This window comes from Martinezella lusitana, from assembly GCF_010668395.1.
GTDB lineage: Bacteria > Pseudomonadota > Alphaproteobacteria > Rhizobiales > Rhizobiaceae > Rhizobium > Rhizobium lusitanum_A.
Genome location: NZ_WUEY01000007.1, coordinates 46,699 through 69,500 on the forward strand (window position 1 = coordinate 46,699; position 22,802 = coordinate 69,500).

A 22,802-nucleotide genomic window follows, 5' to 3' on the forward strand; every position below is an offset into this window, starting at 1 on the left:
CTATTTCTTCTGGATGATCTTGAAGGTGGCGCCCGAGGTGATCGGGCCGCTCGCAGTGCCAGGATTGTGGCTGCCCGGCATGACCAGGCATTTGCAGGCCGGTAGCAGAAGCGTCACGCTAAGACCGGCGGCAAAGCCGGCCGGCAGATGCGGGAAGACGCCGAAGACGGGCGTGATCCCCTGCCCGCTGGCGTTGACCGTTTCCGAAACTTCGAGAAAGGCATAGCGGCCGCCATAGCCGACCTGCATCTTGTCGCCGACGGTCAGCCGATAACCAGCCGGCAAACCCTTGAGGCTGAGCGAGGCATTGTCGCCCCCGAGCGCTGCGACGCTGACCGCAGCGCTCCCGAGCTTCGTCCCGTCGGGATCGGCCTGCGGATATTTCGACAGCGGATCATAAAGAAAAAGCGCCTCCTGGGCGCCGTGTAGCTTGCGGATGCGGGCGGCGATCTGTTTCGCCTCCGCATTGTACATGTCGGCCAGCGTCACCGTGCCGGTCCAGAGCGGCGGCGCCAGCTCCGCCTGCCAGACCCGGCCATCGCCGGAGCCGGAAAGCTCGTCATTGCGCTGAATATCCCAGACGATGCTGGAGATCTTCAGAAGATCGGCAAAGGCCGGCAGGCTGTAGGGATAGGAAACGGCCATCAGCGCCTCCGGGGATTGCGGTTGATCTGCGCGACGCGATCGGGAAGCTGCTGATTGAAATCATTCAGCCCCTGCCGCGTCGAACTCTGCGCTTCCGATTGCGCGACATTCTTCACATAGGCCTTCAGATTGCCGTCCTCATCGACGGAAACGCCGACCGTGACATGAACGCCGGAAGCGGAGCCGGCGGCATCGTTCTGGTTATCGGCCCTGAGGCGACGGACAGGAACGGAAGCATCCGGCTGTGCGCGCACCAATTGCGGCCCGCCCTCCCCGACCACGCCGCCATCAGCATAGCCACGCCGGCCAAGCCGCATCGCCTCGACGACGCCGACACCGCCGGCCCGGGCGATATCCTTTTGGCTCCAGACGACCTCGCCGGCATGAACGATGCCGGCAGGGTCATTCTTGCCGCCAGGGCCGGTATAGCCGCCATCGGCCCAAAGGCCGGGAATACCGCTCGCAACGGCTGCCGCCGCCTGTGGCGACCGCGCCAGGATGCCGAGATCCAGCCCGCCGCCACCGCCCAAGAGCCCGCCAATACCACCGCCGCCGAACAGCCCGCCGCCCGCGGCGGCACTGTTGACCTTGAACAGGCTATTGAGCACATCGTTCAACAACCTGTCGGAAATCTTGGTGAGCACGGAAATCGCCGCCTTCCCCAGGGATTTCCAGAGGCCCTCGCCATTGCGCAAGCCGCTGACCAGCGTCGAGGCAAAATCGCCGGCAAGCTCGCGGGCATATTTCAGCTGTTCATTGTAGCGAATGATATTGGCCGAGGCCGAATTCATGTCGACGGGTAGGCCATATTGCTTCTGTGTCGAAGCAACAGTCTGGTCGACGGTTGAGCGGCCCATTTGATCCTGCTGGAACTGGATATCGCCCGCCAGTTTCTGTAGCGCCTGCGCGTCGGCAACGCGCCGATAGGCATCAGCCTGCTCGTTGGCCGCCTTGGTCAATTGCGGCATTTGCGCCAACTGCACTGCACAGCTTTTCTGAAGCTCGTCCTGGCTTTGCTTCAGCGTGACAACCTTCGACTTTACATTGTCTGTCGCGGCAGCGGATTGAGCGGAGGTCTGTATTCCGAGTTTTGTTTGTTCGGTATTGGCTTGTGTCGACTTCGTAAGAGTATCCGTTGCTTGTTGAACACCCTGCAATTCATCCTTTTGGTTGCGTTGAACGTCAACGCTGCCAACCGCAACCTGTTTCGATTGTGCTTCAATCACGAGGGGCGCCGCGCGAGCGAAAGACGAAAGCGCCGGAAAGAATGTTTCCACGAGAGCTCCGATTTGGGAAAGCTTGCGTTGTTGTTCAGCCGGCGGAGCAGGGGCGGCTCCATTCTGCTCTGACTTTATTTTGGCATTTATTGCTGCTGACGTTGCATCAACGTTTTTATTGACCTTCTCATCCAAAGCAACGTAATCTCTGTATGCCTCTGAATTCTGGATCATGCTAGGCATGGCGTCCTTGAATAACTGAGCAAAAGTCTGAAGATTTACAAATTGTGGGTTCTTAGCGGCATTTTCGGCTACGCTATTCCCAAAAGTTTGATATTGCTGTCTCGTGGCTTTTCCCGACAAGATTAGTGGCTTGATCTCGTTATATTGCTTCTCCAGCTCAGTAAAATTCCCTCCCCCGATAAATGAATCCGTACCGAACTGCATTTCAGCAGCGAGTTTTATTGAATTAAATGTATCACGCACCATTTCCAGCGAAGAATCGGATAGCTTCTTAGGAGTTTCTAACGCACTCACTAGGCCGTTTTCGGTATGACTATTTTCGTAATTAATTTTCATCGCTGGAGTTTCATTAAGAGAAAGCTTGCGTAACTCGTCGGTCATCCTCGCTCGATCAGCAATGACTTTCTTCGAAGTTTCAAAGCGGTTTGATGGTAAGCTTCCATCAACCTTATCGGCTACCGAACTAAAAAAGATATCTGCAAAGAAGGCGCCGAAGCCACCAAACAGACTACTGGCGCTCTTTATTGCCTGGCTTCCGAGGCTCAACGCCATATCGGACGCATTTTTGCCTTCATCGGGCCGATTCTCCATATAATATTTCAGCTCCGGCGATCTGCGATAACTGGATTCTCCATTTGGAGCGGATTGTGATTTATCGCCTGAAAGTTGTACTCTTCCACTTCCGTCGCTTGATTTCACGTTCAAGGCAATCAAGGAACTCGACAATTTGATCGGAGACGATCGATCATTGCTGCTCAATTTGCCAATGGCGTAATCAACTCTGGCGAGAGAACCTGCCGCACCTCGCGCTTCATTGCTCATCGTTTTTAGTGCACGACCAGTCACACCGGATACTTTTTCCGCCCGGCCCATCGAAGCAACAAAATCCCTTACATCGTTACTTGCGGTCCTTATGTCACTGCTATCGACTTTAATGCCTAGAGTTGCGATTTCTGTCACTGGACCACCTTCTGATTTCATGTAAGAGAATACGGCTAGGCTATCTGCGGGAGTTTTGATGAAGCCGATTTCTGGTCTGATCGCAGCGGTTATCGCCGTGCTGCTGCTGAACAATTATGGCTTCTTCGATCCACCGATCGTAAAAGCTTGCGAGGAACGCATGATGCGCTACTTCATTGCGCCATCGAGCTACAAACGTCTCGGATACGTCTTGTCGGAAAGGCCATTTTCGAAGCCTGAAATCGAGAAGAGATATTTGATAGATGACGCTATATTGGAGACCTTAGGCGCCGAAGCGGCTGCCCGAATGAAGGCACACCAGAATTTGATACGAACAGAGGGTCTAAGCTTTCTCAAAAAAGGCGGCCTGGATCCTACGGTTCACTCAAGTATAATTGAGTTCAACATCAAAAATAAAGATAACAAATTTGTAAATTTAATTGTCGATTGCAAATATTACTCAGATGATGGCAGTATTTCCGGGATGAGAATATACGACGTACATCCAGTGGATGTCGACAATTCGAACCTGCTTCAGGTGACTCAAGATCGACCTGAACTGTCAACAGAAGAGCAGCAAAGATATGCCAAACCAATAGCCCCGTATCGAGGTTGGCTCCACGACATATGGAGACGACTCGTTAATTGAGGTGTCTCCGGAAGAACTTTAGCACCTACCCCGCCTCCCGCGCCCTGATCGCCGTAGCCTTCTCCTCCACCGCGCGGCAATAGCGCCCATCCATCGCCTTTCACACTGCAAGGTCCTCGCGGAATTACCGTGATGCTACACTCAAATAAGAACGCTTGTCCTATCTAGCCCACTGATGGCCATCTTGCCTGGCCCAAACCAAGGCCATCACTGAGAAAAATGAGTGCACCGTCACTGTAATTCAAATTCGCGCAGTACTTGTATTTCTTCTCCCGTCGCTTTAACATCGACTTCGGTTGAAATTAGGATGAACAATGCGCGGAATTGTTGCAATTATATGCCTATGCCTTCTGGGCGGTAGCGCTTTTGCCGGCAGCACCAAAAATAGCGATTCTAGCGCGGACGTGCTGATCAAAGCCCTCTATGACAATTTAAGTGCCACCTACCTATGCCGAAACGTTGCGGGCGTAGACATATACTTGAAAGCGCGTAGCACAGTGGAAGCGACGATGCTGAAATTTTCAAAGAACGCAGACCTCACTCAAAAAGTTCTGGCAAAATGGGAAGGCGAATTCCAAAAGAACGCAGGTTATCAAAACCCTAACATTTCAGTTGACGAATGTAAGGTTTTACTAAAGGGACGACTTGAGAAACTCAATGCTGCTTTAGTTCAGTTTCTGCAGTAACAACTCTTGTTGTTTCGCTTTCATTGTCAGAACTCGTTCTACCCCGCCTCCCGCGCCCTGATCGCCTCTGTCTCCTCCTCCACCGCCTGGCAATAGCGCCCGTCCATCGCCTTTAGCGTGGCGATGTCCTCGCGGCGCAGGAGATTGCCGGTCAGTTGCAGCCAGGCCAGCATTTCCTGGTGGGAGAGCGGCGCCGGGCCGGAAAAGCCGGGGGCCTGCGCCGAACGCAGGTCCCAAAACCAGTCCCAGAGCGCATGACCGGCCTCCGGCACCTCGGCCTCCGGGCTGATAAGCTCGAAGGCCTCGTTGCGTTCGCGCCGGGTCTCGCCGTTTGCGTCGCGCACGCAATCATAGCGTGCTACGATCTTTACGGCTTCTGAGAGCCCTTCGGCAAGCTCTTCATAAAATTTGCGCGGTCCTCCGAGGCGCCGGCCACCTGATCGTAGATCCAGCCGGCGTCCTCGACGACTTCGCGGGCCTTCTCGAAGGAGAGCGCGGGCTGCTCGCCCTTCCACTGCTGCTCGCCCCAGCTCCAGGAGGCGATGGCGGCAGCGGCCTTGTCGAGATATTCGGCCTCGACCTTGCTGGTGGTCAGCTTCTTCTTGCGGCTGGCGAGGAAGCGGTCGCTATGCTGGCGAACGATCTTCTTCACCTCGTTGCTCTCGGCCGAGCGGATCATGAAGGAGATGCCGAGCGGCTCCTCGGTGGCCGGATGCAGGAGCTGCAGCTCGAAGAGATCTTCGGAATTGACGAGACTGGAGATATCCAAGGAAACACCTTATCGGTTGGGACATGTAGGAGTGGCCGCGCGCCGCAGGAGAGCGACGCGCGCAAGGTTCCGAAAGATCGCGCTTACGGAGTGGTGACGGGATCGACGCGGATCGGCAGCTGGTTGAGGCCGATCTTGAACTTCTCCAGATCGAAATCGTCGGAGCCGCCACCGGGATAGAGCGGGCCGGAAACGACGCCGCGCGAATAGAACACCGTGTTGGTCTTGCCCTGCGGCGCGTCGTTGCGCTCGACCTTGATCGCCATGTTGTTGATGTTGAGGGGATCGCCGAAGACGCGCAGAATGTCCTGGCCGGGATCGTCGGCGATGGAGGCGACTTCGAGCTCCGGGTCGCCGGCGTTGGAAACGCCCTTCTGCTTCTGCTGCACCGGCTCATCCAGCGTATTGTAGTTGTTGATGGTGGATTCCGAGCCGAAATCGCCGACCTTGCCGACTTTGCCCACCTGCACCCAGGTCAGCGCGGCATAGGCGGTGGCCGTCAGGTCGGTATTCTGGGGCGTCTCGCATACGTAGACTTTCGAGCCCTTCTTCGTGCTTTTGTTCGCCATGGATCATGTCTCCGGTTCAAAGGCGGTGTAGGGAATGGTGACCGGTATCTGCACCCGGTCATCCTCTTGGATCGGGCCTGCGGCCCACGGCTCGCCGCTGATCGTGATCTTCACGCCAGAGGCGAACAACGTCTTGTTGTTGAAATGGTCGATGACCAGGCCGGCGGCATCGAGTGGCTTGATCAGCCCGCCGCCGGCCTTCCAATAGACGGAAATCTGCAGAAGCCCGAGCTTCTGCTGCGGATCGTCGCCAAGCGTCACCTGCCGGGGGCGGTTGGGCAGGTAGCTGACGGCCAGATAGTTATCCGGTTTATCTTGCCCCGCCGGCGGAAAGGCAATGCCCGGCTGCGCCACCGGCAATGGCGGCTGAAATTGGAGCGCGGCCAAATGATCCAGCAGTGCCGCCAGAATGAGAGCGTCCGTCGCCGTCGCCATGTGTCACCCATGTCTATGATGTTGAAATTTCGAGGAATTAGTCTGTCGTGTCGCGCGCGGCACTCTCGACGATGTCGGGCCATGCCTGTGCCGCGAGCCGCACCATGCCCTGCCCCGCCTGACCATCCTTGCCGTACTCGACTTCAGCGGCATGAGGTGCGGTGAAACCCATATGGATCAGGCCACCCAGCGGCACGCCAAGGCCGGCCAGATTGACCGGCTGGCCCTCATCTGCACCCTCAGCATCCCCGCTTTGCAGCGGCGAAGCGGAAACCTGGAAGGAATTGACAAGCTCGCCCGATACCGCTGGCGTTGCCTCGACGATCGCCTCGGCCAGCCGCTGCGTGGAGAGGTTCACCACCTCTTCCACGCGCTTCTTGGTCCGCTCGGCCCAGGCCGCGATATCGGCGGAGAAATTGGCGGAAGCCATGTCGGATACCCCTTTGATATGATTATGCGTCATCGGCGGCATCGCCCGGTGACGAGCCACGCCGCTCGAAATTCAAAAGTGTGAGGTGGCCGTAACGGGCACGAACCGCAGATCTGGCGGTTCGGGATTCGCCCTTCGCCCCGCCACTTCGCTCAATCCCCGGCAATGGTGAAACCCGATTGAGCAGCAGGATGACACGCGACAGCAGCCAAAGCGTCAGGATCGTCTTGAAACGTACCAGCGCCGTCATCGCCGCACCTGCAGCTGCCAGAAGACGACAGTCCCACCCGGTGACAGCGGCTGGATATCCACGATCGCGTGTTCGGCGCCGCCGATCAGCATCTTGTCGGCGAGCGTCGGCGTGATCGAAAGCCCCTCGGTCGAAAGATAGACCATGCGGTCGCCGCGCTGGATCAGCGTCTCGGCGATGTGCGCCTGGCTCTGATCGAGATCGACGAGCGAACACGCAAAGTCCTCGCTCGTCTGAACCGGATCGTAATCGGGACCGGAACTGGCGATGCGCCGCAGACTGGCCTTTTGCCCGAATTTGGCGATTAGCCGCTCGGCGGTCGCGCGCGCCCTGTCATAATCGAAGCCAGCCATCACACCACCAGAATGCCCGGAAGCACCGGACGCAGAAGAGGATAGAGAAGCCCATCGAGCATGGTCAGCACCGGCCTTGCGGCAGCGATCATGTCGTCGCTGGTGTCGGCAACGGCATATTCCGTCTCCAGCGGCCCCACCCTCTCCCGTTTCACTGTGCGGGCTGCAACGATCACCGGCGTCAGGCTGCCCGGCTCGGAAAGCTCGAGCGCCGCCGCCTCATAGGCTGCGCAGGTCACGGCCAGCGGCAGCGCGTCGTCTGCGATCGCCTCACCATTGACCGTCGTCGCCTCTCTGCGAGGCCATGACAGCGCCTGATCGTAACCGCCAGTCCGTCGCCCGGTGAATCTGGGCTCATAGAGGCTGTCGACCGCCTGTGATCCGCGCACCAGCGCCGCCAGGCGATCACCATCGCTGGCCTCTGCCCAGGCGGCATTGGCCCGGTCAGCGAAATAGGCATCGGCAGCGGCGAGCGTGCCGTAGAAGGATGCGGACATGAAAGCTCCGGTCGATCGTTGGAAGGAAAATCCCCTCTCCCCGCGCAAGCGGAGAGAGGGAAATCAGGCTCAGGATGCAGCCGTGATTTCGTCGCCATAGGCCATGGCCGCCGGCAGGCGCACTTCGGTGCCGCCTGTGCGGGCGATGATGCCGGTCTCGAAACTCATGATCGACTTCTGGCGCGGCTGCAGCACGCGGCGCGGCATCGGCAGATGGAAGCGCAGCACCTCCGGATCGCGGCGATAGACCACCATGCGGCCGCCGCCATCCTGCGAGGCCGTCGCAAGCTCGCGCAGCGGCTGGATATCGAGCGGCTGGCCGGTCTCGGCCGTGTAGACGTTGCCGCGCCGCAGGAATTCCAGCACGGTGATGTAGCCATCGCCATCGGCAAGCCGCTTGGTGGCGATCAGGCGGAAGGCCTCGGGCGGCAGGCGCAGGCTATCGATCCACTCGACCTCGCCGGTCCGCTGCCGCACGCCGCCGATAAGATCATTGACGTCGCGCAGGATCTGGTCGGCCGTCTTGGCGGACCAGTGGGTCGAGCTGCCCGTACCATCGGCAGCGACATCGACGCGCGACACCTTCGGATCGTTGACGAAACCGGTCCAGCCCTTCTCCGTCGAGCCGGTCATGGCGACGGAATTGAGCAGGCGTTCGATCTTATCGGCGGCGAAAATGGCGTTGGAAGCGTTGAGATCGAGATTGTAGAGCGCGGCCTGATTGACTTCTTCGAGGTTCCATTCCCAACCGGAGCCGATCATCGCGAAGTCGTGACTGGCACTGTCGCGGGTCGATTGGTTGAAGGGCATGTCGGTGCCGGCGGCGGAGAGGAACTTCGCCTCGCCGGCGCTGTCGACGGTGAAGAAGGTCGTGCCCGAAGCCCATTCATTGCCTTCGGTGACGACCGGAACATGGAGGCCATAGTTGAAGGTCGGATAGCGACGCTGGTAGATGCGGGTCTCGATATTGCGCCCTTGCGCAATGACGAAGGAATAGGCGGCCTGGGCGTCGGCGAACTGCTGTCGAACGAACTGGTTCATGAATTAGGCGCTCCTGTGCTTGAGCGAGATCTCGACGATGTCGCCGGTGCCGCCGCTCGTATCGAAGAAACAATCGGGAATGGGGCCGACAATGCCGGCGCCAGCTGCATTGACGTAGGCGTCGGTTGTCGGGTTGTAGTAGACGGCATCGCCATCCGAGACGGCGGCGCCGGCCCGCACATAGATCTGACCTGTGGTCAGGAACGCACCCGTGACGAACTGCGCATAGCCGCCAGCCGGCGCCACGTCGGGCAGCACGTTCGGCGTCAGCACGGCGATACCGATGAACTTGCCGCCGGCGGCAAAGGGCGCAACGCCATGATCGGCAAGCCCGCGCTGGGCAGGCTGTCCAAACTTGATGCCGGCGGCGTTTTCAACCGTGCGGCTGATCTTGTTGGCCTTTTCCTCAGAAGCGATCTGCCCGTGCAGGCCCTTCCGAGGAGCGTTTCCATAGGTGGTCTGATAAGTCGCCATTGAAGCGTCTCCTTTTCGTTGACCTGGTTAAGTGGGATTGGCGGCCAGATGCGCACGCTCGAGGTCGCGGACCATGGCGGCAAAGGCGGACGATGTGGATGGCTGCGTCGAGCTGATGCCATCCCTGACGGCATCCGCGAAAAGATCCGGCTTCCTGCGCAGCCCTTCGGCCAGCATGTCGAAACGCGCGTCGACGTAAGCGTCCGATCGGCCTTGCACCGCCCCCTCGCCCGCCTTGGCGATAACGACAGCCTTGCGGATCGCAGCATCGGAAAGACCCAATGTCTTGATGTCTCCGGCAATCGCCCTGGCGAGGTCGATGAGTTCGGCACGCGCCTCGGCACGGCGCTCGATCTCCGCCTCGTCGAGAACAGCTGCCTTCAGCGCATCCAGTTCGGCATCCCGGATGGCAATGGTCTTCTGATAGGCCGTCTCGGCGTCGGCAAGGCGCTGCCGCAATGTCGTGATGATCTCTGCAGTCTGATCGGAGACTTCGATCTCGATGCCGTCGATCATGATCGTCTTGGTGGGCATCATTCCTTCCTTGCTTTGGTGATGATCGGAAAGGGGGCGTGGGGCTGCGAGAGGAGAGCAGCCCCACGGTGCGGCTGCATCGCCGATGCGGACCTTCGAGCCCGCCCGGCCACGGCGCACAATGGCGATATGGTTGATGCGAATGTTGTGCTGAACGGCGTCATAGGCTTCGCCCGCAGGCGTGACGCCTGCCGTAAAATCGACGTCGCAGACATAGCCGGCCGACAGTTCCTGCTTGCCGCCTTCAATGTCCTGAATGGCCTCTTCGTCGCTGACCATCAGCGGCACACGCAGAAATATGCCTTCACCGGTGATCTCGTCGCCGGTCTGGCCGACGGCGTATTTCTTCCAGTTTTCCGAGGTAACCATTTCGGGTGGATGCTCATTTGTCACCGGCCGGTGAGCGGCACTCTTGAGCGTGTCCTCGGAAAAGACTTCGGCTCCAGGCCGATAGATCCGTACGGTGGGCATCTCAGGTCTGCCGATTTCGGCGCCGGCATAGGCCTGAATGCCCGTGCGGGCGATGCGGGCATCGGCAACAAGATAGCCGTCCCCGGTCCGGCGCGTTCCCGCGACGGTTACAATGTCTGTGAAGTTCATCTTGAGATTTCTCCTGTCGGAGCCACTTGGTTCGTCGTGAAAGCTGTTGCCCTAAGCGAAACGGGCCTTTCAGCGGCTACACGGGCGTCGCCTCGGGTCGTTCTGTGACCTCGGCAACTGCTTTGGATTGCTTCGTATCCGCTTGATCGGATGTCTTTATCGCCGCCTCCAAGCCCGGCAGCGATCCATCTTCGATAAAGGCATTCACCAGCGCTTCCGAGAGCGCCTGCCGTGCGATGATCTCCTCCCCCGAGGCTGAGCCGAACAGGGTCCGTGCCGCCTCTGCCTTTGTCTTGAAGATATCGGCCTTCTCCTTCTCGCTCATCTGCTCCAACGGTGCCCAGGTCGAGTAGATCGCGGGATCGCGGACACCCGTGGCGGATCGAATGAGACACTCGTCGAGCCGCGACATTGCCGGCGTGTAATCGAGCTCCTGAATGGCCTGGATGCGGTCGTGATAGTTCTTCATGTCGGCCGTGCCGGTCGCATTCAAGCCGGCGGGCGATTGGCCGAGCAAACGGGTGACCGGAATATCGGCCGCACCGGCAACGATTTGCAGGAAGGCCAGCAGAATATCCGTGAGGCCGGAGAGCGGTGCGCTCTTGCTGTCATATTCCTCTTCTGCGTCGAGGATCAGAGTCCCGTTGACCCCCTTGATGGTGTTGGCAAGCGCATAACGGCGCAACACGGCATCCTCGTAGGCCTGGTTGCCGATATTGGCGGAAAACTGCGGGACCTTGATGATATCGATTTTCGCCTCGAAGACGAGGCTGGCGATATTGGCCGCCGTGCTGTCGGCATTCTTGATCGCGTCGAATGTCGCGGCAAGCACGCTTTCGCCCCAGGCCTGATTGCCCATCCCGCAAAACTCTTCAGATGGCGTCATCGCCCCTTTGAAGACGACAAGCCGGGACGGATGGATGCGCACCTGCAGGCCGTTGGCGCCGGTCAGGGTGTAGAACTTTGGCTTGCCATACCATTCCGAGGTTGGATCGCTGTCGATGTCGCCGGCTGCGAGCTGGCGGCGTGTCAGCACCGTGAGATGCTTGAGGCCGCCCTTTCCGACAAGTTCCATCTCCAGCGGCAGCGCCGGATCGGCATCCCCAGATCCGATGAACAAGGCAGCTCCGCCGAAAAGGCGTGCCTTCGTCGACGCTTCCAGCACTTTGCCGCGCAGATTGAGCCGGCGTTCCTCCGCATCGATCAATCCGATCTGATCGCTCGCAGCCTGCCAGTTTCGCCACTTCCGGCAGCTGTCCAGCGCCGGAATGTCGACGATCTTGCGCGGCAGCCAGGAGCCGCGATAGGCGGCAATGATCTGCTCATCCGTTAGCATCGGTTGTGTATAGAAAACCGACGCCGCCTTGTCGCGCTCCGTGCCCATGCGGGATGCAAGGCTCACCAATCCGTCGCGAACCATCGAGAATACCTGCCCCATGGATTGTCCTTTGATATCGTGTGATGGAGGCTCGCGCCGGCGAGCCTAGAAATTGCTGAAGCTGAAAGAAGAGCTCAGCGCGAGCTCGTTCAAGGCGTCGGCGAAAGCATCGACCTGATCGTCGAATTGACCATTGGGAAAGGCGCAAATCTCGTCGAGAAATGCTTCGTTCCAATCCCCACGCAAGAGCTTGACGTTCCCCGCCTCGGCCTGGGCCGATGCCGGCTTGGCGCGCGTCGCCTTATCACCGGTTGGAGATATGACCTTTACGGGAAAGCCCGCGAGCAATTTGATCTTCGTTTCCGCATCGGCCTTTCCGGCTGCACCCGGATCTTGTGGCATCCGGACAGTCACCGTCGGGCCATCCTGCGACGCGGCGTTCTTGAGATTGCGCTCCACCTCCGCAGGTGACCAGCGGCCACGCGCAATGGTTTCGATATAGAAAACACCATCAGCCAAAGCCATGCGCAAGCCCACGGTCCAGTCCGGCTTACGGCCGGGGCGCGCTTTCGAAGCGGCGAAATCCCAGGCGCGACAGCGTTTTGCCCCGGCCGGCATGGCCTCGACGATTTCGAAATCGCCGCGCCGGAACAGCCCGCCTGACCGTGGCGCAGGCCGCTGCTGAAACTGACCGGCCACCGCGTAGGAACCAAGCGGTATCTTGTCCCGCTCGACCACGGCCCGCGGAAAGCGCTGCGGAAAAAGCAGTTCCCCCTCTTCCGTCCTCGGATCGGCAAATCCGATCGACGTCCGGCAGCGACGCTCCGGCTCGAACTCCATCGGCAGCATCAGGTGTTCGTAGCCGAGCCCAAGCGCCATGATCGTGCCGGATACATCCGCCTCGTGCAGCCGCTGCATCACGACGACGATCGCCGAGCGCTGGGGATCGTTGAGGCGCGTCGGCACGGATTCTCGAAATGTGCGAACCGTCGAAAGGCGCTCCGCCTCCGATTCAGCTCCATCGACCGAATGCGGATCGTCAATGATGACGCGATCGCCACGACCGCCGGTCAACCTTGAGAACGGTACACCCTGACGTGAGCCCATGCGGGTATTGGCGAAAGCCATCTCACCGGTTCTCGTCAGCCTGACCTGATCACCCCAGAGCGTCTGATACCATTCGGAGGCGACGAGGTCGCGCATGCGCCTGTTGTCGCGCTTGGCGTAATGTTCCGAATAGGAGGCGCCGAGATAACGCAGCTGCGGCTTGCCCTTCGGGCCCCATTCCCAGGCCGGCCAGAAGACACCACAAAGCAGCGACTTCATCGTGCCCGGCGGCACATTGATCAGCAGCCGGATAATGTCACCGGAGGTCACCGCTTCGAGGTGCTGGCAGATCGCATCGATATGCCACCCGTGAACATAGTCGACCGAGGGCTCTACGACATGCCAGGCTTCTTGAACGAACCCGGCTAGCGCCTGGCAATTCGCACGAATCCGCTCCGCATCCATTGCAATCTGGCCGGCATGTTCGGCTTGTTCGCGCTCAGCTGTGCGCCTCGCCCTCTCCTTCCGGATCGCTGCCATCATCGTCGCCGGATCCGGCAAGCGGACCGAAAAGGGATTCGAGTATCGCAAGCTGCTCATCCGTGGCATTGGTTAAGTCGACTGTGAAACCGCGGCCTCCCTTCGCTCCGCCTCCCGAACGCTCGCTCGGCTTCTGATGAACATAGGAGGCTGCAATCTTCGCCATTTCATCGCGTCGCTTCTGATCCGCCTCGTCGTCGCGCATCACTTTCAACATGTAGTCGAGCGGCGTATCGTCGGCGGGAACGGCCTTGCGACGGCGCGCACGCGGCTTGCGCGGCACGACCGGCTTGTCGGCATTGGACATGCTTGAGATTTCCGATGGATTTTTTGAAGGAAAACAAGCGCTTCAAAACATCGCTTGCGGCCAACAGTGCGTCGCTGCAACTGTTCTCATCATGCCAAAATGAATACCCCATTTCGGGGCTGTTGGCGACAACCTTGAAGGTTCAGCGTCCTGCAAGGAATGATGGCTTTGACGCAAACTGAAAATAACAATTTGAAATGACTTGCAAATATCGCAACCTGCGGTCCGACAAACTGAAGGAGAATACCCGCAGTTCGTACCAACCCGCTTCAAGAAATGCCCGCGATGCACGATCGAAATCAGCCGAAGGATGACCTCAATCAAGTTCGCATCATACTTCTGCGGGTATGGGATCCCATCGGCATCGGGGATGTGCCCGAAGCACAGGATGAATATGACAGCTACGTGGAAGACATTCTGGCCGCTCTCTCGCAGGCGAAAGCAACCGCGGATATGATCGCCGCTCATCTCCTGCAGATCGCGACCGATGACATGGCCCTGCCGAACTCACCGGCTCTCATCGAGCGTTGCACGCAGGCAGCCAAGCGGCTGACAGGAACTCGTACGGGGCGAATGCAAAGCAGGATATCCGATCGAGATCCAGACAGTGCTGACGATCATGATTGGATACGACGATTTATCGCCGCGAATCTTCCGGTTCTGCCTGTTCCGAATATCCCTGAAATTCGCCTGCATAAGGCAGGTCCGCAAAGCGGCTTGCGGCGTCTCGCCAAGCGCGATCCGCAATTCGGCTCGCCCTACTGGGCGCATTATTGGGGTGGTGGCCTAGTGTTGGCGCGCTATCTTCTCGACAGACCGGAAAGTGTCGTCGGTCGTCGCGTGCTCGACCTCGGCGCCGGTTCGGGAATCGTGAGTATCGCAGCGGCAAAGTCGGGCGCAGCGGAAGTATGGGCCGCCGATGTCGACCCCTATGCGATGGTGGCTATCGAGCTGAATGCAGCCGCCAACAACGTCTCAGTTCAGCCTATCCTCGCCGACCTGACGAAAGGCGAACCACCTGATGTCGACGTCATCTGCGTCGGCGATCTTTTCTACGAGGCGGCACTTGCTAAACGCGTAACCGCATTTCTCGATCGCTGCCTGGGCCAGGGTATTGCAGTTCTGATCGGTGACCCATGGCGCGCCCATCTGCCGACAGCACGACTGCGGCTTCTGGCGGAATATGCCGTAACGGACTTCGGCGAGGATATTGGAAGCATGCGGCGAAGTGGCGTTTTTACGCTTGAGCACAAAAGTCACCGATAGGTGATAATTATAAAGATGAATGCAACGGCAATGCGGGTTCAGACCGCAATTGCCCCTCATGCTTAAGCCCTCATCTTGCCGCGCCGGCGGTTTTCGCGCTCCAGCCTCTTGGCCAGTTCGGCAAGCTCGGGACTTGCCGCATCGAAGACGGGCCGCGCGTCATCCGGCAGCCAGTGCGTTTCGTGTCTGGGTGCCGGCGGCTTTACCCGCTCGACACCACTCGGCGAGTTCGGCATCATTGGCGAAATGCGCGACCAGTCGGGCTCCTGCAGCATCGGCGAGGTAGCAAGCAACACCCCTGCAAGGCTCTGAAATTCATTCTGGATGCGCCGTTCCGCCGTGCGGCGCACGCGCCCTGTTCGAGAGCAGAAGTCGCGGAAGGACCCTGCCACGTAAGGCGCGGCGAGGCAGACGGACCATCGCGACAGCAGAATGCGCCGCTCCTCGTCCTTGACATGAACGCGCAGCCATTCCTGCAAGACTTCCTCCGCCCGACTGATCGCCGCGGCACTCGGACGATAGCGGACACGGATTTCGGCGTGATCCAGTGGCTCGGGCAGAACCTCCGGCCAGAGCGTGCGCATTCTGTCGGGGCGAACGCCGCGCACATCGAGATGAACCATCGTATCGGCAGCCTCGACGAAGCGCGCGCGCACGATAATGCTCAAATCCGCGATCTCTGCCGCACGTTGGGAAAGATCGTCAAACTGCAAGGCGGGACGATGCATCAAGGCGTATCTCCAATTCATGATAGATCAGCGTGCGCAACGTCGCGCGCACGGGCCAGGGCCGTCGCGCTACCGCATCGGTGCGCAACGAACCGAGCGGGATATCGTCGAAGGCGCCCAGCAGGTCACCCGGGCGCTGCAGCGCCCAATCCTGACGCTGCACGAGAACATCGGAAACGGCCCCGATGGTATCAGACCAGAGTTCGTCGCGATTCTTGCCGGTCTGCCGGATGCAGCGCAGAACGAAAACCAGATGACCGTCGCCGTAGCGTCCCCGGATTTCCTGCATAGTCCCTCGCGCGTGGCTTTCCGCCGGTGCGCGCCGACGATGGACAGGAACCAGCTTTATGCCGAGACCATCAAGAAGAAGATCCAGTCTACCTTTGGTCATAGCCGCTCGCCTCCTTTCGCATTGAATTTGCAATGTTCGCGTTGCCCTATGCCAAGCTTTCCGTCGCCGCCGTCACGCTCGCGGATTTCGGTTTGAAGAAGGCTTCCGCCTTATGGATCGCCTCAACCCTCGCCCCATCCCGCAGCATCGGCGTGTTGAGATAGGCGACCATCGCCTCGCCCGCGGCGGCCTTTGCCGCATCTTGCGTGGCGAAGATGATCGGCTCGCCCCGGCTATCCCTGAGGATCTCGTTGGTTGCTCGATGCACCTTGCGAATCCAGCCGTGATGACCGCCGGCTACGGCTTCGCTTCCGATTTGAAATTTATTCATGGCAGCCTCCTCCGGCCCTGAGCCGGATCCGTTCGTTGAGTTTTTCATTGGTATGTGAGGGAGAGCGGCAGTAGCCGTCAGCGGGTTCCGATGAGGTGTTCCGATCTCTCGGCGCCAGCAATTTGGTCGTCGGACCTTCGGAAATGCACCTGATCTCCCTCCGGCGCACCGCAATTCCCATCACCTTCGTATCCGGACGACGATCCGCAGAAGATCGATTTCACCGCGACCAGCATGGTGCCGAAAAAGATGGCCGCACCGACACAGGCCAGAAAGCCTTGAAACAATTCGCTCACCGCAGGTTCCTCCCCATCTCGGACATTTCGACTGCCGGCTCGCCATCGATCATCTCGACAGGCTGGACACTCGTGTCGCAGCCCTCACAGTGCCGCTCGATGACTTCCGCGATCGACAGGGTTCGCCGACAGTCGGGGCAAACCCAGAAGCGGTCGAAATATCTCGCGCGCGTCGAAGTCTTTCCGTCCCTTCCGCCTGCGCCCATGCCATCACCTCCAGCCACACTCGCCCAAAGCCCGCAGTTCGGCCTGCGTCACCGCCCACGTCGAATTGCGTCGCAGGCATCTTGATAGACACAAATTATGTTGATAATAATGTTCATGTCAACATTATTTATGTCGGAAATTTTGCAAAGGTCGAGAGATGCAGAAATCCATGGGCGAACGACTGAGGGCGGCGCGCGAAGCCGCAAATTATCCATCGGCCACGAAAGCAGCGGAAGCGCTTGGCGTGAGCCTGTCTACCTATCGAGCACATGAGAACGGGCAGAACGAGTTCAATGCCGAGATTGCCAATCGATATGCCAAGAAATTCGGCACGACGGCCGGCTATCTTCTGACGGGAGAAGGAGCGCGCACGGCAGCGCGCTTGGCGCCGACCATCGTCACCTCCTTCGATCCCGACGAGCAAGACCAGGACGGTTTTGCCGAAAATGGCGAGGAGCATAGCTATAGCCGCGAGCATTGGACGCCGCAGATCGCGGGCGCGACTCCGGAGGTGGATGTCAAGCTGGGGGCCGGAAGCGGCATCGTCGGCGAGGTTATCAACCTTCCCGTCGGCTCCGGTAATGTTGCCGGCCATAAAATCGTCGCGGAATGGCTTATTCCGATGGGCTATTTGCGGAACGAGGCCAAAGCCTCACCAAGCCACACCATCATCATGGAAGTCGTCGGCGACTCCATGCAGCCGACCTATATGCCCGGCGATCGCGTCATCGTCGACCTTTCTCAAAACCAGATGACGACCGATACCGTCTATGCCATCAGCGACGGTTATTCCGAACCGCAAATCAAACGTCTCCAGCGCGTGCCTTTCACGCAGCCAAGCCAAGTCAAAATCATTTCGGACAACCCGGCATTGGAAACATTTACGGTCGAGCTCGGGCGATTGACGATCATCGGCCGTATCTGCGGACATATCGCCCGCAAATAAGCACCCATGTCGGCAATGAACACACCGCCTCTTCCGTCGACACGAATCAACACAAATAATGTTGACATTTTTCATGTTGAGTGCCAATATTCCCATCAAGAGCCGTCGGCACTGAAAGGAATGAGCCCGCGCAAGGCATAACCTTGCACGAAGTCAGCGAAACCGAACAGCCGCGGATATCGATCGTCGACCTGGAAGAATGCCAAAAGGAGACTTCGTTCATGCCCAGAGCGCCGAATACCACAGCGCCAAGGTTGCGGGACATACCGAGAGCCACGAGCCTTGAAGTAGCGAACAAATCCTTCGCGCCAACTGCAGGTATGGAGGGGTATTGATGCCAATCGACGGTGCCTTTTCCTGCGAATACGCGTTCGATGAGCTCAGTATTCGCCTCTGCGATCGCTGGGAAACCGGGCTGCTGCTATACGGGCGTGCCGAATTGACATCAGCCGGCGACGACTATGCCGATGAGTTCTACGTTTCAGCGATCCGCCTGGATGGCGGGGCAAGATTGGCAAGGCCTAGTCTTTTGAATGCTGCCGGCAATTTCGAGATCGAGTTATTTCGCCGGATAGCCGCGGTTATCGAAGACGATAGGACGCATATCGGCCGCCATGCAGTCGAACTCTTTGCCAATGAGCTGGAGCAATGCAGGCAAGCCGACCATGATCAGGCCCGCAAGATTGAACAGGAACGGATACTGGAACCGATGATGTAATATGTTCCCGACCTGAAAACGCGTGACTATCGTAGCGAGAAAAAAATGGAGGCCATGGTTGGGATGGAAGTTCCGCAAAGGGAATTCGAGGCGATCCGCCGGCTGGAGGAAAAGCTCCATCTTCCGGAGATCCGGCAGTCTCCGGAAGCCACGGGAAACCTCCTTGCGGAGGAGTTTGTCGAATTCGGCAGTTCGGGAACGATCTACGACGACAGGAATTCGCTTATCGCGAGCCTCGCCGCGGAGAAGTCCGAAACCCCTTCCCCGCCGATCATAGCCCGAGACTATGCCTTCCGGTCGATTTCACCGGATGCTGTCCTCGTCACATATTGGAGCATCCGGCCGGCGGCAGAAGACGGGCCCGCGCGGCACGTCCTGCGAAGTTCGATCTGGCGACGCATCCGCGGTCGGTGGCAGATGATATTTCATCAGGGCACGCCGACGACACCGGATGATCGAATGGTGTAGCGCCGGTCTCCTTCGGGATAGCCCGGTATATTGCCAAACAGGGAATGGGCTAACGCGGCCGAGGTGCGATGCTGTTCGCCTTGCCGTCACCCGTGGCTTCGCCCATCTCCAGGCTATCGGCCATTCGAATAAGATCGGCGACGGAATCTGCCCGCATCTTCCGCATGACATGGCCGCGATGCACCTTCACGGTGATCTCGCTCAGGCCGATATCCGCCGCGATCTGCTTGTTCAGCAGCCCCCGCGCAACTAGCGCCATCACTTCGCGTTCGCGTGGCGAAAGCGTCGCAAAGCGCTCTTGGAGATCGGCCGCCGCCGCCTGCTTCCGGAGCCGGGTGCGATCGATTTCAAGTGCCTGCCGGATGGCATCGAGAAGATCCTGCTCCCGGAATGGCTTCAGAAGAAACTCCACTGCGCCCGCCTTCATCGCCCTGACGGACATAGGCACATCGCCGTGCCCGGTCAGGAAGACAATGGGTATCGGATATCCCTTCCTCGCAAGCTCGTCCTGAAAATCGAGGCCGCTCGCGTCCGGCATCCTGACGTCGAGCACGATGCAGGCCGGCCCTTCCGAACGTGGATAGGCCAGAAAATCCCGCGGCGATGCAAAACCGCGCGTATCATAGCCGACAGACCGCAAAAGGCTGTCCAGCCCGTCGCGCACGGACGGATCGTCGTCGATCACGTAAACGGTCGGTTGCTGCTCCTGCTGCATGCTCTACCCCTTTGCCTTTCCATCCAACGGCAAGGTGAAGCCGAATACGGTCCCATGCGGAAAGTTTGGCGCGGCGTAGATGGTGCCACCATGCGCCTCGATGATCGACCGGCAGATTGCCAAGCCCATTCCCATGCCATGCGGCTTCGTCGTGTAGAAAGCTTCGAATATTCTGTCCAGCATCTCGGCCGGCATGCCGCTGCCGGTATCGCGCACGCTGACGGTAACTTTCCGCTCATCCGCTGCGGCGCTGACGAGCAGCTCGCGTGTCTCCGCATCAACCTCCGCCAGGGCCTCGATCGCGTTCATGACAAGATTGAGGATCACCTGCTGAAGCTGGACACGATCGCCGGTCACCAGCGGCAGATCGCTCGCCAACTCGGCGCTGAAGTGTATCTGATTGCCGCGGATTTCGCTGCGCACCAATTCCAGCACGTCAGCAATAGCCTCAACCAGATCGATCCTATCGCGTGAGGGCGATGAGCGCGCCACAAGTCCGCGAACGCGGCCGATAACATCGCCCGCTCGCCCCGCATCCGCCACGATTCTCTCAATAGCCCGGCGGGCCTCGTCCTGATCGGCTGGCGTTGCCGAAAGCCACCGCAATGCCGCATTGCCGTTGGCGGCAATCGCCGTAATCGGCTGACTGACCTCGTGGGCGATGGAAGTGCCAAGCTCGCCAACGATCATGAGGCGCGACATCCGCGCAAGCTCCGATTGCGCCTGCCTTGTTCTTGCGTCGAGCCTCTCGATCCTTATGGCAAGATAGGTCGTTGCGCCGATAGCCACCAGGCTGAGTGCACTGTTCACGATACCCGCCTGCCAGGCACCATGGCGTGTCAAAAAGTAGCTTGCGATGGTGAGGCCGGCGCAAACGGCGCCGACGATTGCGATCGCTTCGGTGCGACCGGAGTAAACCGACAGCAGGATCACCGAGACATAGAGGACGGCAAATGCAATCTCCAGATCCGTAATCGTATCACCGATGAAAATGAGACCGGCCAGGATCGTAATGCCGAGCCACAGCAAAGGCATTTCCAAAAGATATTTCAGGAACTCGCGCCTCATTTCCTGCATCCCCGCACCAGCATTCCCACGGCATCGCGTGCACAGGGAGAACGTTGCCCGACCTGAAGCTCCAAGACAACGGTAACGCTGATCGATATCGCTTCCATACGGCATTGATTTCACTCTATGAACACCGTGCCCGGATTGAGGGTGACTTGGTCAAGTACGACGGTCATCGTTGTCGTTTCCCGCATGATGATTGAACAGACGGCGGCGTTGGCGACGCCGGAGAATGGCTCGGCTCGCCCTGTTGAGGCTCGCGGCCCAGCCAAGCAACAGGCGCATCTGGCGCGCAGGCAAAAAACCGCGGAAAAACAGGCGGGTAGCCCAATGCATTAGCCAATGCGCGCCCCAGAGAAGTGCCAGCATGCATATCAAGCCGGTACGGTCCTTCAGACGCACCAGTCGTGCGGCGAGATTCCTTCGGATGTGGGAAGATGGCCGCTTTCCATTGCCTGGCCTGTCTGGCCTGTTTCTGTTGAGCGCTTCCAGGAAGCGGCCGAGCTCTTCGTTGTCTCTGGGCATGTCGATCCATCCCGCAGCCGGACAGGCCGCGCGAGCGCAGACCGCCACTACTGGCGGGCTGCTGGGTCTCATGCGCTAAATCCTGCCTTGGCGGCCTATCAAGTTTTGAGATGTTGCAAAGCCGGTCGCCGCCTCAGCCGGCGGCGACCTTGTCGCGTCTGTTGCCGCCGTGGGTCTCAACTCGGGTCCTCCAGCGTGAAGAGATCGGCATTTTCGTCGTAAGCGAAATATTCCGCATAGCGAGCCCAGTTCGTGACGGCCTTGAGTGTCGTGTCGGCATAGTCTTCCGACATGTAATCCTCCAGTTCGTCCCGGAAGCGCCGTGCGGGCGCACGATGCGTCGGCCGCTCGTCGAGCACGCGGCGAATATGTGCGGCAAGCGGCACATAGGTCGCGAGATGCTGCTCGAAGAGCTTCTTGCGCTCGTCGACATCGCTGTCGGAGAAACGCAGCCCGGGCGCGGTCAGCTTGATGTCGCCTCCTTCCAGATCCGCGAAACGCAGAAGCTGCAATGTTTCCGCAACAGGGAACAAGTCATTGATGCCGAGATGCAGATGGGCAGCCAGCGGCGGCAGGTCGGCCTGGCCGCGATAGGGCTCGGCGGCGACTGTCTCGATGAGACCGGACATCAGGTTGGTCGACACGCGCGGCAGCTCCATGGCAATGCCCGTGCCCGGGAAAAGCCCGTCGCGGGTTGGCGCACCGGTCTTCACCGTCATCCGGGCATAAATATCTTCGACCAACGTGCGGAATGCCGGATCGAGCCGATTGCCGGGTTGCGGCAGATCGACCTTCATCTCGGCAATCACACGACCGGGATTCGATCCGAAGATCAAGATACGGTCGCACATCAGCACCGCCTCTTCGATATTGTGGGTCACCATCAGTACCGACTCGATCGGCATCCGGCCTTCGCACCACAGATCGAGCAGATCCGTGCGCAGCGTTTCGGCCGTCAGCACGTCGAGCGCCGAAAACGGCTCGTCCATCAGCAGAACCTTGGGACGGACGACAAGCGCTCGGGCGAGGCCGACACGCTGGCGCATGCCGCCCGACAATTCCTTCGGATAGGCACTCTCGAAACCATCGAGGCCGATGAGGTCGATGGCAGCGAGGGCACGCTTGCGCCGTTCGGATGACGCAACGCCCTGAGCCTCCAGGCCGAGTTCGACGTTCTGCAGCACGGTCAGCCAGGGAAACAGAGCAAAACTCTGAAAGACCACCGCAACATCGGAGTTGGGGCCGACGACCGGCCGCCCGTTGAACGTGATGTCACCCTTGCTTGGCCGGATCAGGCCGGCGATGGCGCGCAGCAGCGTGGACTTGCCGGAGCCGGAACGGCCGAGCAAGCCGACGATTTCATTGGGATAGAGCTGAAGGTCGACATTTTCCAGCACGACAAGCGAGCCGGAAGCGCCCTTGTCATAGGTCTGGCATACCTGCCTGGCCTGGACGAGAGGCGAGTTCCGGGTGATGTCGATCTTCTGGGAGATGGCAGCATTTTCCATGTTCAATTCTC

At 59.2% G+C, this 22,802-nt stretch carries 30 protein-coding genes; 7 read left to right on the plus strand and 23 right to left on the minus strand.

Annotated elements, in window-relative coordinates; translation table 11 throughout:
• Both GR212_RS17215 and GR212_RS17220 read right to left on the minus strand, forming a co-directional pair.
• The gene (locus tag GR212_RS17215) at positions 1-645 is read right to left on the minus strand and encodes a hypothetical protein (RefSeq protein WP_163987802.1); all 645 of its coding nucleotides are present in this window, start codon (positions 643-645) and stop codon (positions 1-3) included.
• A complete protein-coding gene (locus GR212_RS17220; protein ID WP_163987803.1) occupies positions 645-3,065 on the minus strand; it encodes a hypothetical protein in 2,421 nt (806 codons plus the stop codon). Before GR212_RS17220 ends, GR212_RS17215 begins: the two co-directional genes overlap by 1 nt.
• 58 nt (positions 3,066-3,123) lie before the next feature.
• On the opposite strand from GR212_RS17220, the gene GR212_RS17225 reads away from it, so the two are divergent.
• Positions 3,124-3,714, plus strand: a complete 591-nt coding sequence (locus GR212_RS17225) for a hypothetical protein (protein ID WP_163987804.1) — start codon at positions 3,124-3,126, stop codon at positions 3,712-3,714.
• 314 nt (positions 3,715-4,028) lie between these two features.
• Complete coding sequence (locus GR212_RS17230) at positions 4,029-4,400, plus strand: hypothetical protein (protein WP_163987805.1); 372 nt, start codon at positions 4,029-4,031, stop codon at positions 4,398-4,400.
• Positions 4,401-4,438: 38 nt separating this feature from the next.
• Here the strand turns inward: GR212_RS17230 and GR212_RS37105 are convergent, their stop codons facing one another.
• From GR212_RS37105 to GR212_RS17300, 14 genes are all read right to left on the minus strand, one after another.
• Entirely contained in the window at positions 4,439-4,744 is a 306-nt protein-coding gene (locus tag GR212_RS37105; protein WP_163987806.1) for a phage tail assembly chaperone, read from the minus strand.
• Positions 4,745-4,767: 23 nt separating this feature from the next.
• A complete protein-coding gene (locus tag GR212_RS17240; protein WP_163987807.1) occupies positions 4,768-5,169 on the minus strand; it encodes a hypothetical protein in 402 nt (133 codons plus the stop codon).
• An 83-nt stretch (positions 5,170-5,252) separates the two neighbouring features.
• Positions 5,253-5,738, minus strand: coding sequence for a hypothetical protein (locus GR212_RS17245; RefSeq protein WP_068398185.1), 486 nt, complete (start codon positions 5,736-5,738; stop codon positions 5,253-5,255).
• A 3-nt stretch (positions 5,739-5,741) separates the two neighbouring features.
• Positions 5,742-6,173 (minus strand): phage tail terminator-like protein, encoded by a 432-nt coding sequence (locus GR212_RS17250; RefSeq protein ID WP_163987808.1) that lies wholly within the window; start codon positions 6,171-6,173, stop codon positions 5,742-5,744.
• A 37-nt stretch (positions 6,174-6,210) separates the two neighbouring features.
• Positions 6,211-6,603, minus strand: a complete 393-nt coding sequence (locus GR212_RS17255) for an HK97 gp10 family phage protein (protein WP_246725795.1) — start codon at positions 6,601-6,603, stop codon at positions 6,211-6,213.
• A gap of 22 nt (positions 6,604-6,625) precedes the next feature.
• Positions 6,626-6,853 (minus strand): hypothetical protein, encoded by a 228-nt coding sequence (locus GR212_RS17260; RefSeq protein WP_163987810.1) that lies wholly within the window; start codon positions 6,851-6,853, stop codon positions 6,626-6,628.
• Positions 6,850-7,206: a hypothetical protein gene (locus GR212_RS17265; protein WP_163987811.1), complete on the minus strand. Its 357-nt coding sequence runs from the start codon at positions 7,204-7,206 to the stop codon at positions 6,850-6,852. The genes GR212_RS17260 and GR212_RS17265 overlap by 4 nt, the downstream gene beginning before the upstream one ends.
• Complete coding sequence (locus GR212_RS17270) at positions 7,206-7,703, minus strand: DnaT-like ssDNA-binding protein (RefSeq protein WP_163987812.1); 498 nt, start codon at positions 7,701-7,703, stop codon at positions 7,206-7,208. The genes GR212_RS17265 and GR212_RS17270 overlap by 1 nt, the downstream gene beginning before the upstream one ends.
• Before the next feature lie 69 nt (positions 7,704-7,772).
• Complete coding sequence (locus GR212_RS17275) at positions 7,773-8,744, minus strand: DUF2184 domain-containing protein (protein ID WP_163987813.1); 972 nt, start codon at positions 8,742-8,744, stop codon at positions 7,773-7,775.
• A gap of 3 nt (positions 8,745-8,747) precedes the next feature.
• Positions 8,748-9,218 carry a structural cement protein Gp24 gene (locus GR212_RS17280; protein ID WP_163987814.1) on the minus strand — a complete coding sequence of 157 codons (471 nt, stop codon included), beginning with the start codon at positions 9,216-9,218 and terminating at the stop codon, positions 8,748-8,750.
• 27 nt (positions 9,219-9,245) lie between these two features.
• On the minus strand, positions 9,246-10,352 hold the full coding sequence (locus tag GR212_RS17285; RefSeq protein ID WP_163987815.1) for a DUF2213 domain-containing protein: 1,107 nt from the start codon (positions 10,350-10,352) through the stop codon (positions 9,246-9,248).
• 76 nt (positions 10,353-10,428) lie between these two features.
• Complete coding sequence (locus GR212_RS17290) at positions 10,429-11,790, minus strand: DUF1073 domain-containing protein (RefSeq protein WP_163987816.1); 1,362 nt, start codon at positions 11,788-11,790, stop codon at positions 10,429-10,431.
• A gap of 45 nt (positions 11,791-11,835) precedes the next feature.
• Positions 11,836-13,320, minus strand: coding sequence for a phage terminase large subunit (gene terL, locus GR212_RS17295; RefSeq protein WP_204326633.1), 1,485 nt, complete (start codon positions 13,318-13,320; stop codon positions 11,836-11,838).
• On the minus strand, positions 13,277-13,624 hold the full coding sequence (locus tag GR212_RS17300; protein WP_163987817.1) for a hypothetical protein: 348 nt from the start codon (positions 13,622-13,624) through the stop codon (positions 13,277-13,279). Before GR212_RS17300 ends, terL begins: the two co-directional genes overlap by 44 nt.
• Positions 13,625-13,638: 14 nt before the next feature.
• Between GR212_RS17300 and GR212_RS17305 the strand changes: the two genes are divergently transcribed.
• Both GR212_RS17305 and GR212_RS17310 read left to right on the plus strand, forming a co-directional pair.
• Entirely contained in the window at positions 13,639-13,806 is a 168-nt protein-coding gene (locus GR212_RS17305) for a hypothetical protein (RefSeq protein WP_163987818.1), read from the plus strand.
• Positions 13,807-14,197: 391 nt separating this feature from the next.
• Entirely contained in the window at positions 14,198-14,890 is a 693-nt protein-coding gene (locus GR212_RS17310; protein ID WP_163988095.1) for a class I SAM-dependent methyltransferase, read from the plus strand.
• A 62-nt stretch (positions 14,891-14,952) separates the two neighbouring features.
• Here GR212_RS17310 and GR212_RS17315 read toward each other — a convergent pair whose 3' ends face one another.
• The 4 genes from GR212_RS17315 to GR212_RS17330 all read right to left on the minus strand — a co-directional run bounded on the left by GR212_RS17315 (position 14,953) and on the right by GR212_RS17330 (position 16,842).
• Entirely contained in the window at positions 14,953-15,618 is a 666-nt protein-coding gene (locus GR212_RS17315; RefSeq protein ID WP_163988096.1) for a DUF6362 family protein, read from the minus strand.
• Positions 15,593-16,009 carry a hypothetical protein gene (locus tag GR212_RS17320; RefSeq protein ID WP_163987819.1) on the minus strand — a complete coding sequence of 139 codons (417 nt, stop codon included), beginning with the start codon at positions 16,007-16,009 and terminating at the stop codon, positions 15,593-15,595. Before GR212_RS17320 ends, GR212_RS17315 begins: the two co-directional genes overlap by 26 nt.
• Before the next feature lie 46 nt (positions 16,010-16,055).
• Entirely contained in the window at positions 16,056-16,340 is a 285-nt protein-coding gene (locus tag GR212_RS17325; RefSeq protein WP_163987820.1) for a hypothetical protein, read from the minus strand.
• A 292-nt stretch (positions 16,341-16,632) separates the two neighbouring features.
• Positions 16,633-16,842 carry a hypothetical protein gene (locus GR212_RS17330; protein ID WP_163987762.1) on the minus strand — a complete coding sequence of 70 codons (210 nt, stop codon included), beginning with the start codon at positions 16,840-16,842 and terminating at the stop codon, positions 16,633-16,635.
• 158 nt (positions 16,843-17,000) lie between these two features.
• On the opposite strand from GR212_RS17330, the gene GR212_RS17335 reads away from it, so the two are divergent.
• The 3 genes from GR212_RS17335 (at position 17,001) to GR212_RS17345 (ending at position 18,975) form a co-directional block, all read left to right on the plus strand.
• Positions 17,001-17,789, plus strand: coding sequence for an XRE family transcriptional regulator (locus GR212_RS17335; RefSeq protein WP_163987821.1), 789 nt, complete (start codon positions 17,001-17,003; stop codon positions 17,787-17,789).
• A gap of 334 nt (positions 17,790-18,123) precedes the next feature.
• On the plus strand, positions 18,124-18,507 hold the full coding sequence (locus GR212_RS17340) for a hypothetical protein (RefSeq protein WP_204326634.1): 384 nt from the start codon (positions 18,124-18,126) through the stop codon (positions 18,505-18,507).
• 45 nt (positions 18,508-18,552) lie between these two features.
• Entirely contained in the window at positions 18,553-18,975 is a 423-nt protein-coding gene (locus GR212_RS17345; RefSeq protein WP_246725796.1) for a DUF4440 domain-containing protein, read from the plus strand.
• Positions 18,976-19,024: 49 nt separating this feature from the next.
• Here GR212_RS17345 and GR212_RS17350 read toward each other — a convergent pair whose 3' ends face one another.
• The 3 genes from GR212_RS17350 to GR212_RS17360 form a co-directional block, all read right to left on the minus strand.
• Positions 19,025-19,690, minus strand: a complete 666-nt coding sequence (locus GR212_RS17350) for a response regulator transcription factor (protein WP_163987823.1) — start codon at positions 19,688-19,690, stop codon at positions 19,025-19,027.
• 3 nt (positions 19,691-19,693) lie between these two features.
• Entirely contained in the window at positions 19,694-20,758 is a 1,065-nt protein-coding gene (locus GR212_RS17355; RefSeq protein ID WP_163987824.1) for a sensor histidine kinase, read from the minus strand.
• 701 nt (positions 20,759-21,459) lie between these two features.
• Positions 21,460-22,791 (minus strand): ABC transporter ATP-binding protein, encoded by a 1,332-nt coding sequence (locus GR212_RS17360; protein WP_163987825.1) that lies wholly within the window; start codon positions 22,789-22,791, stop codon positions 21,460-21,462.
• Between the last annotated feature and the right edge of the window lie 11 nt (positions 22,792-22,802).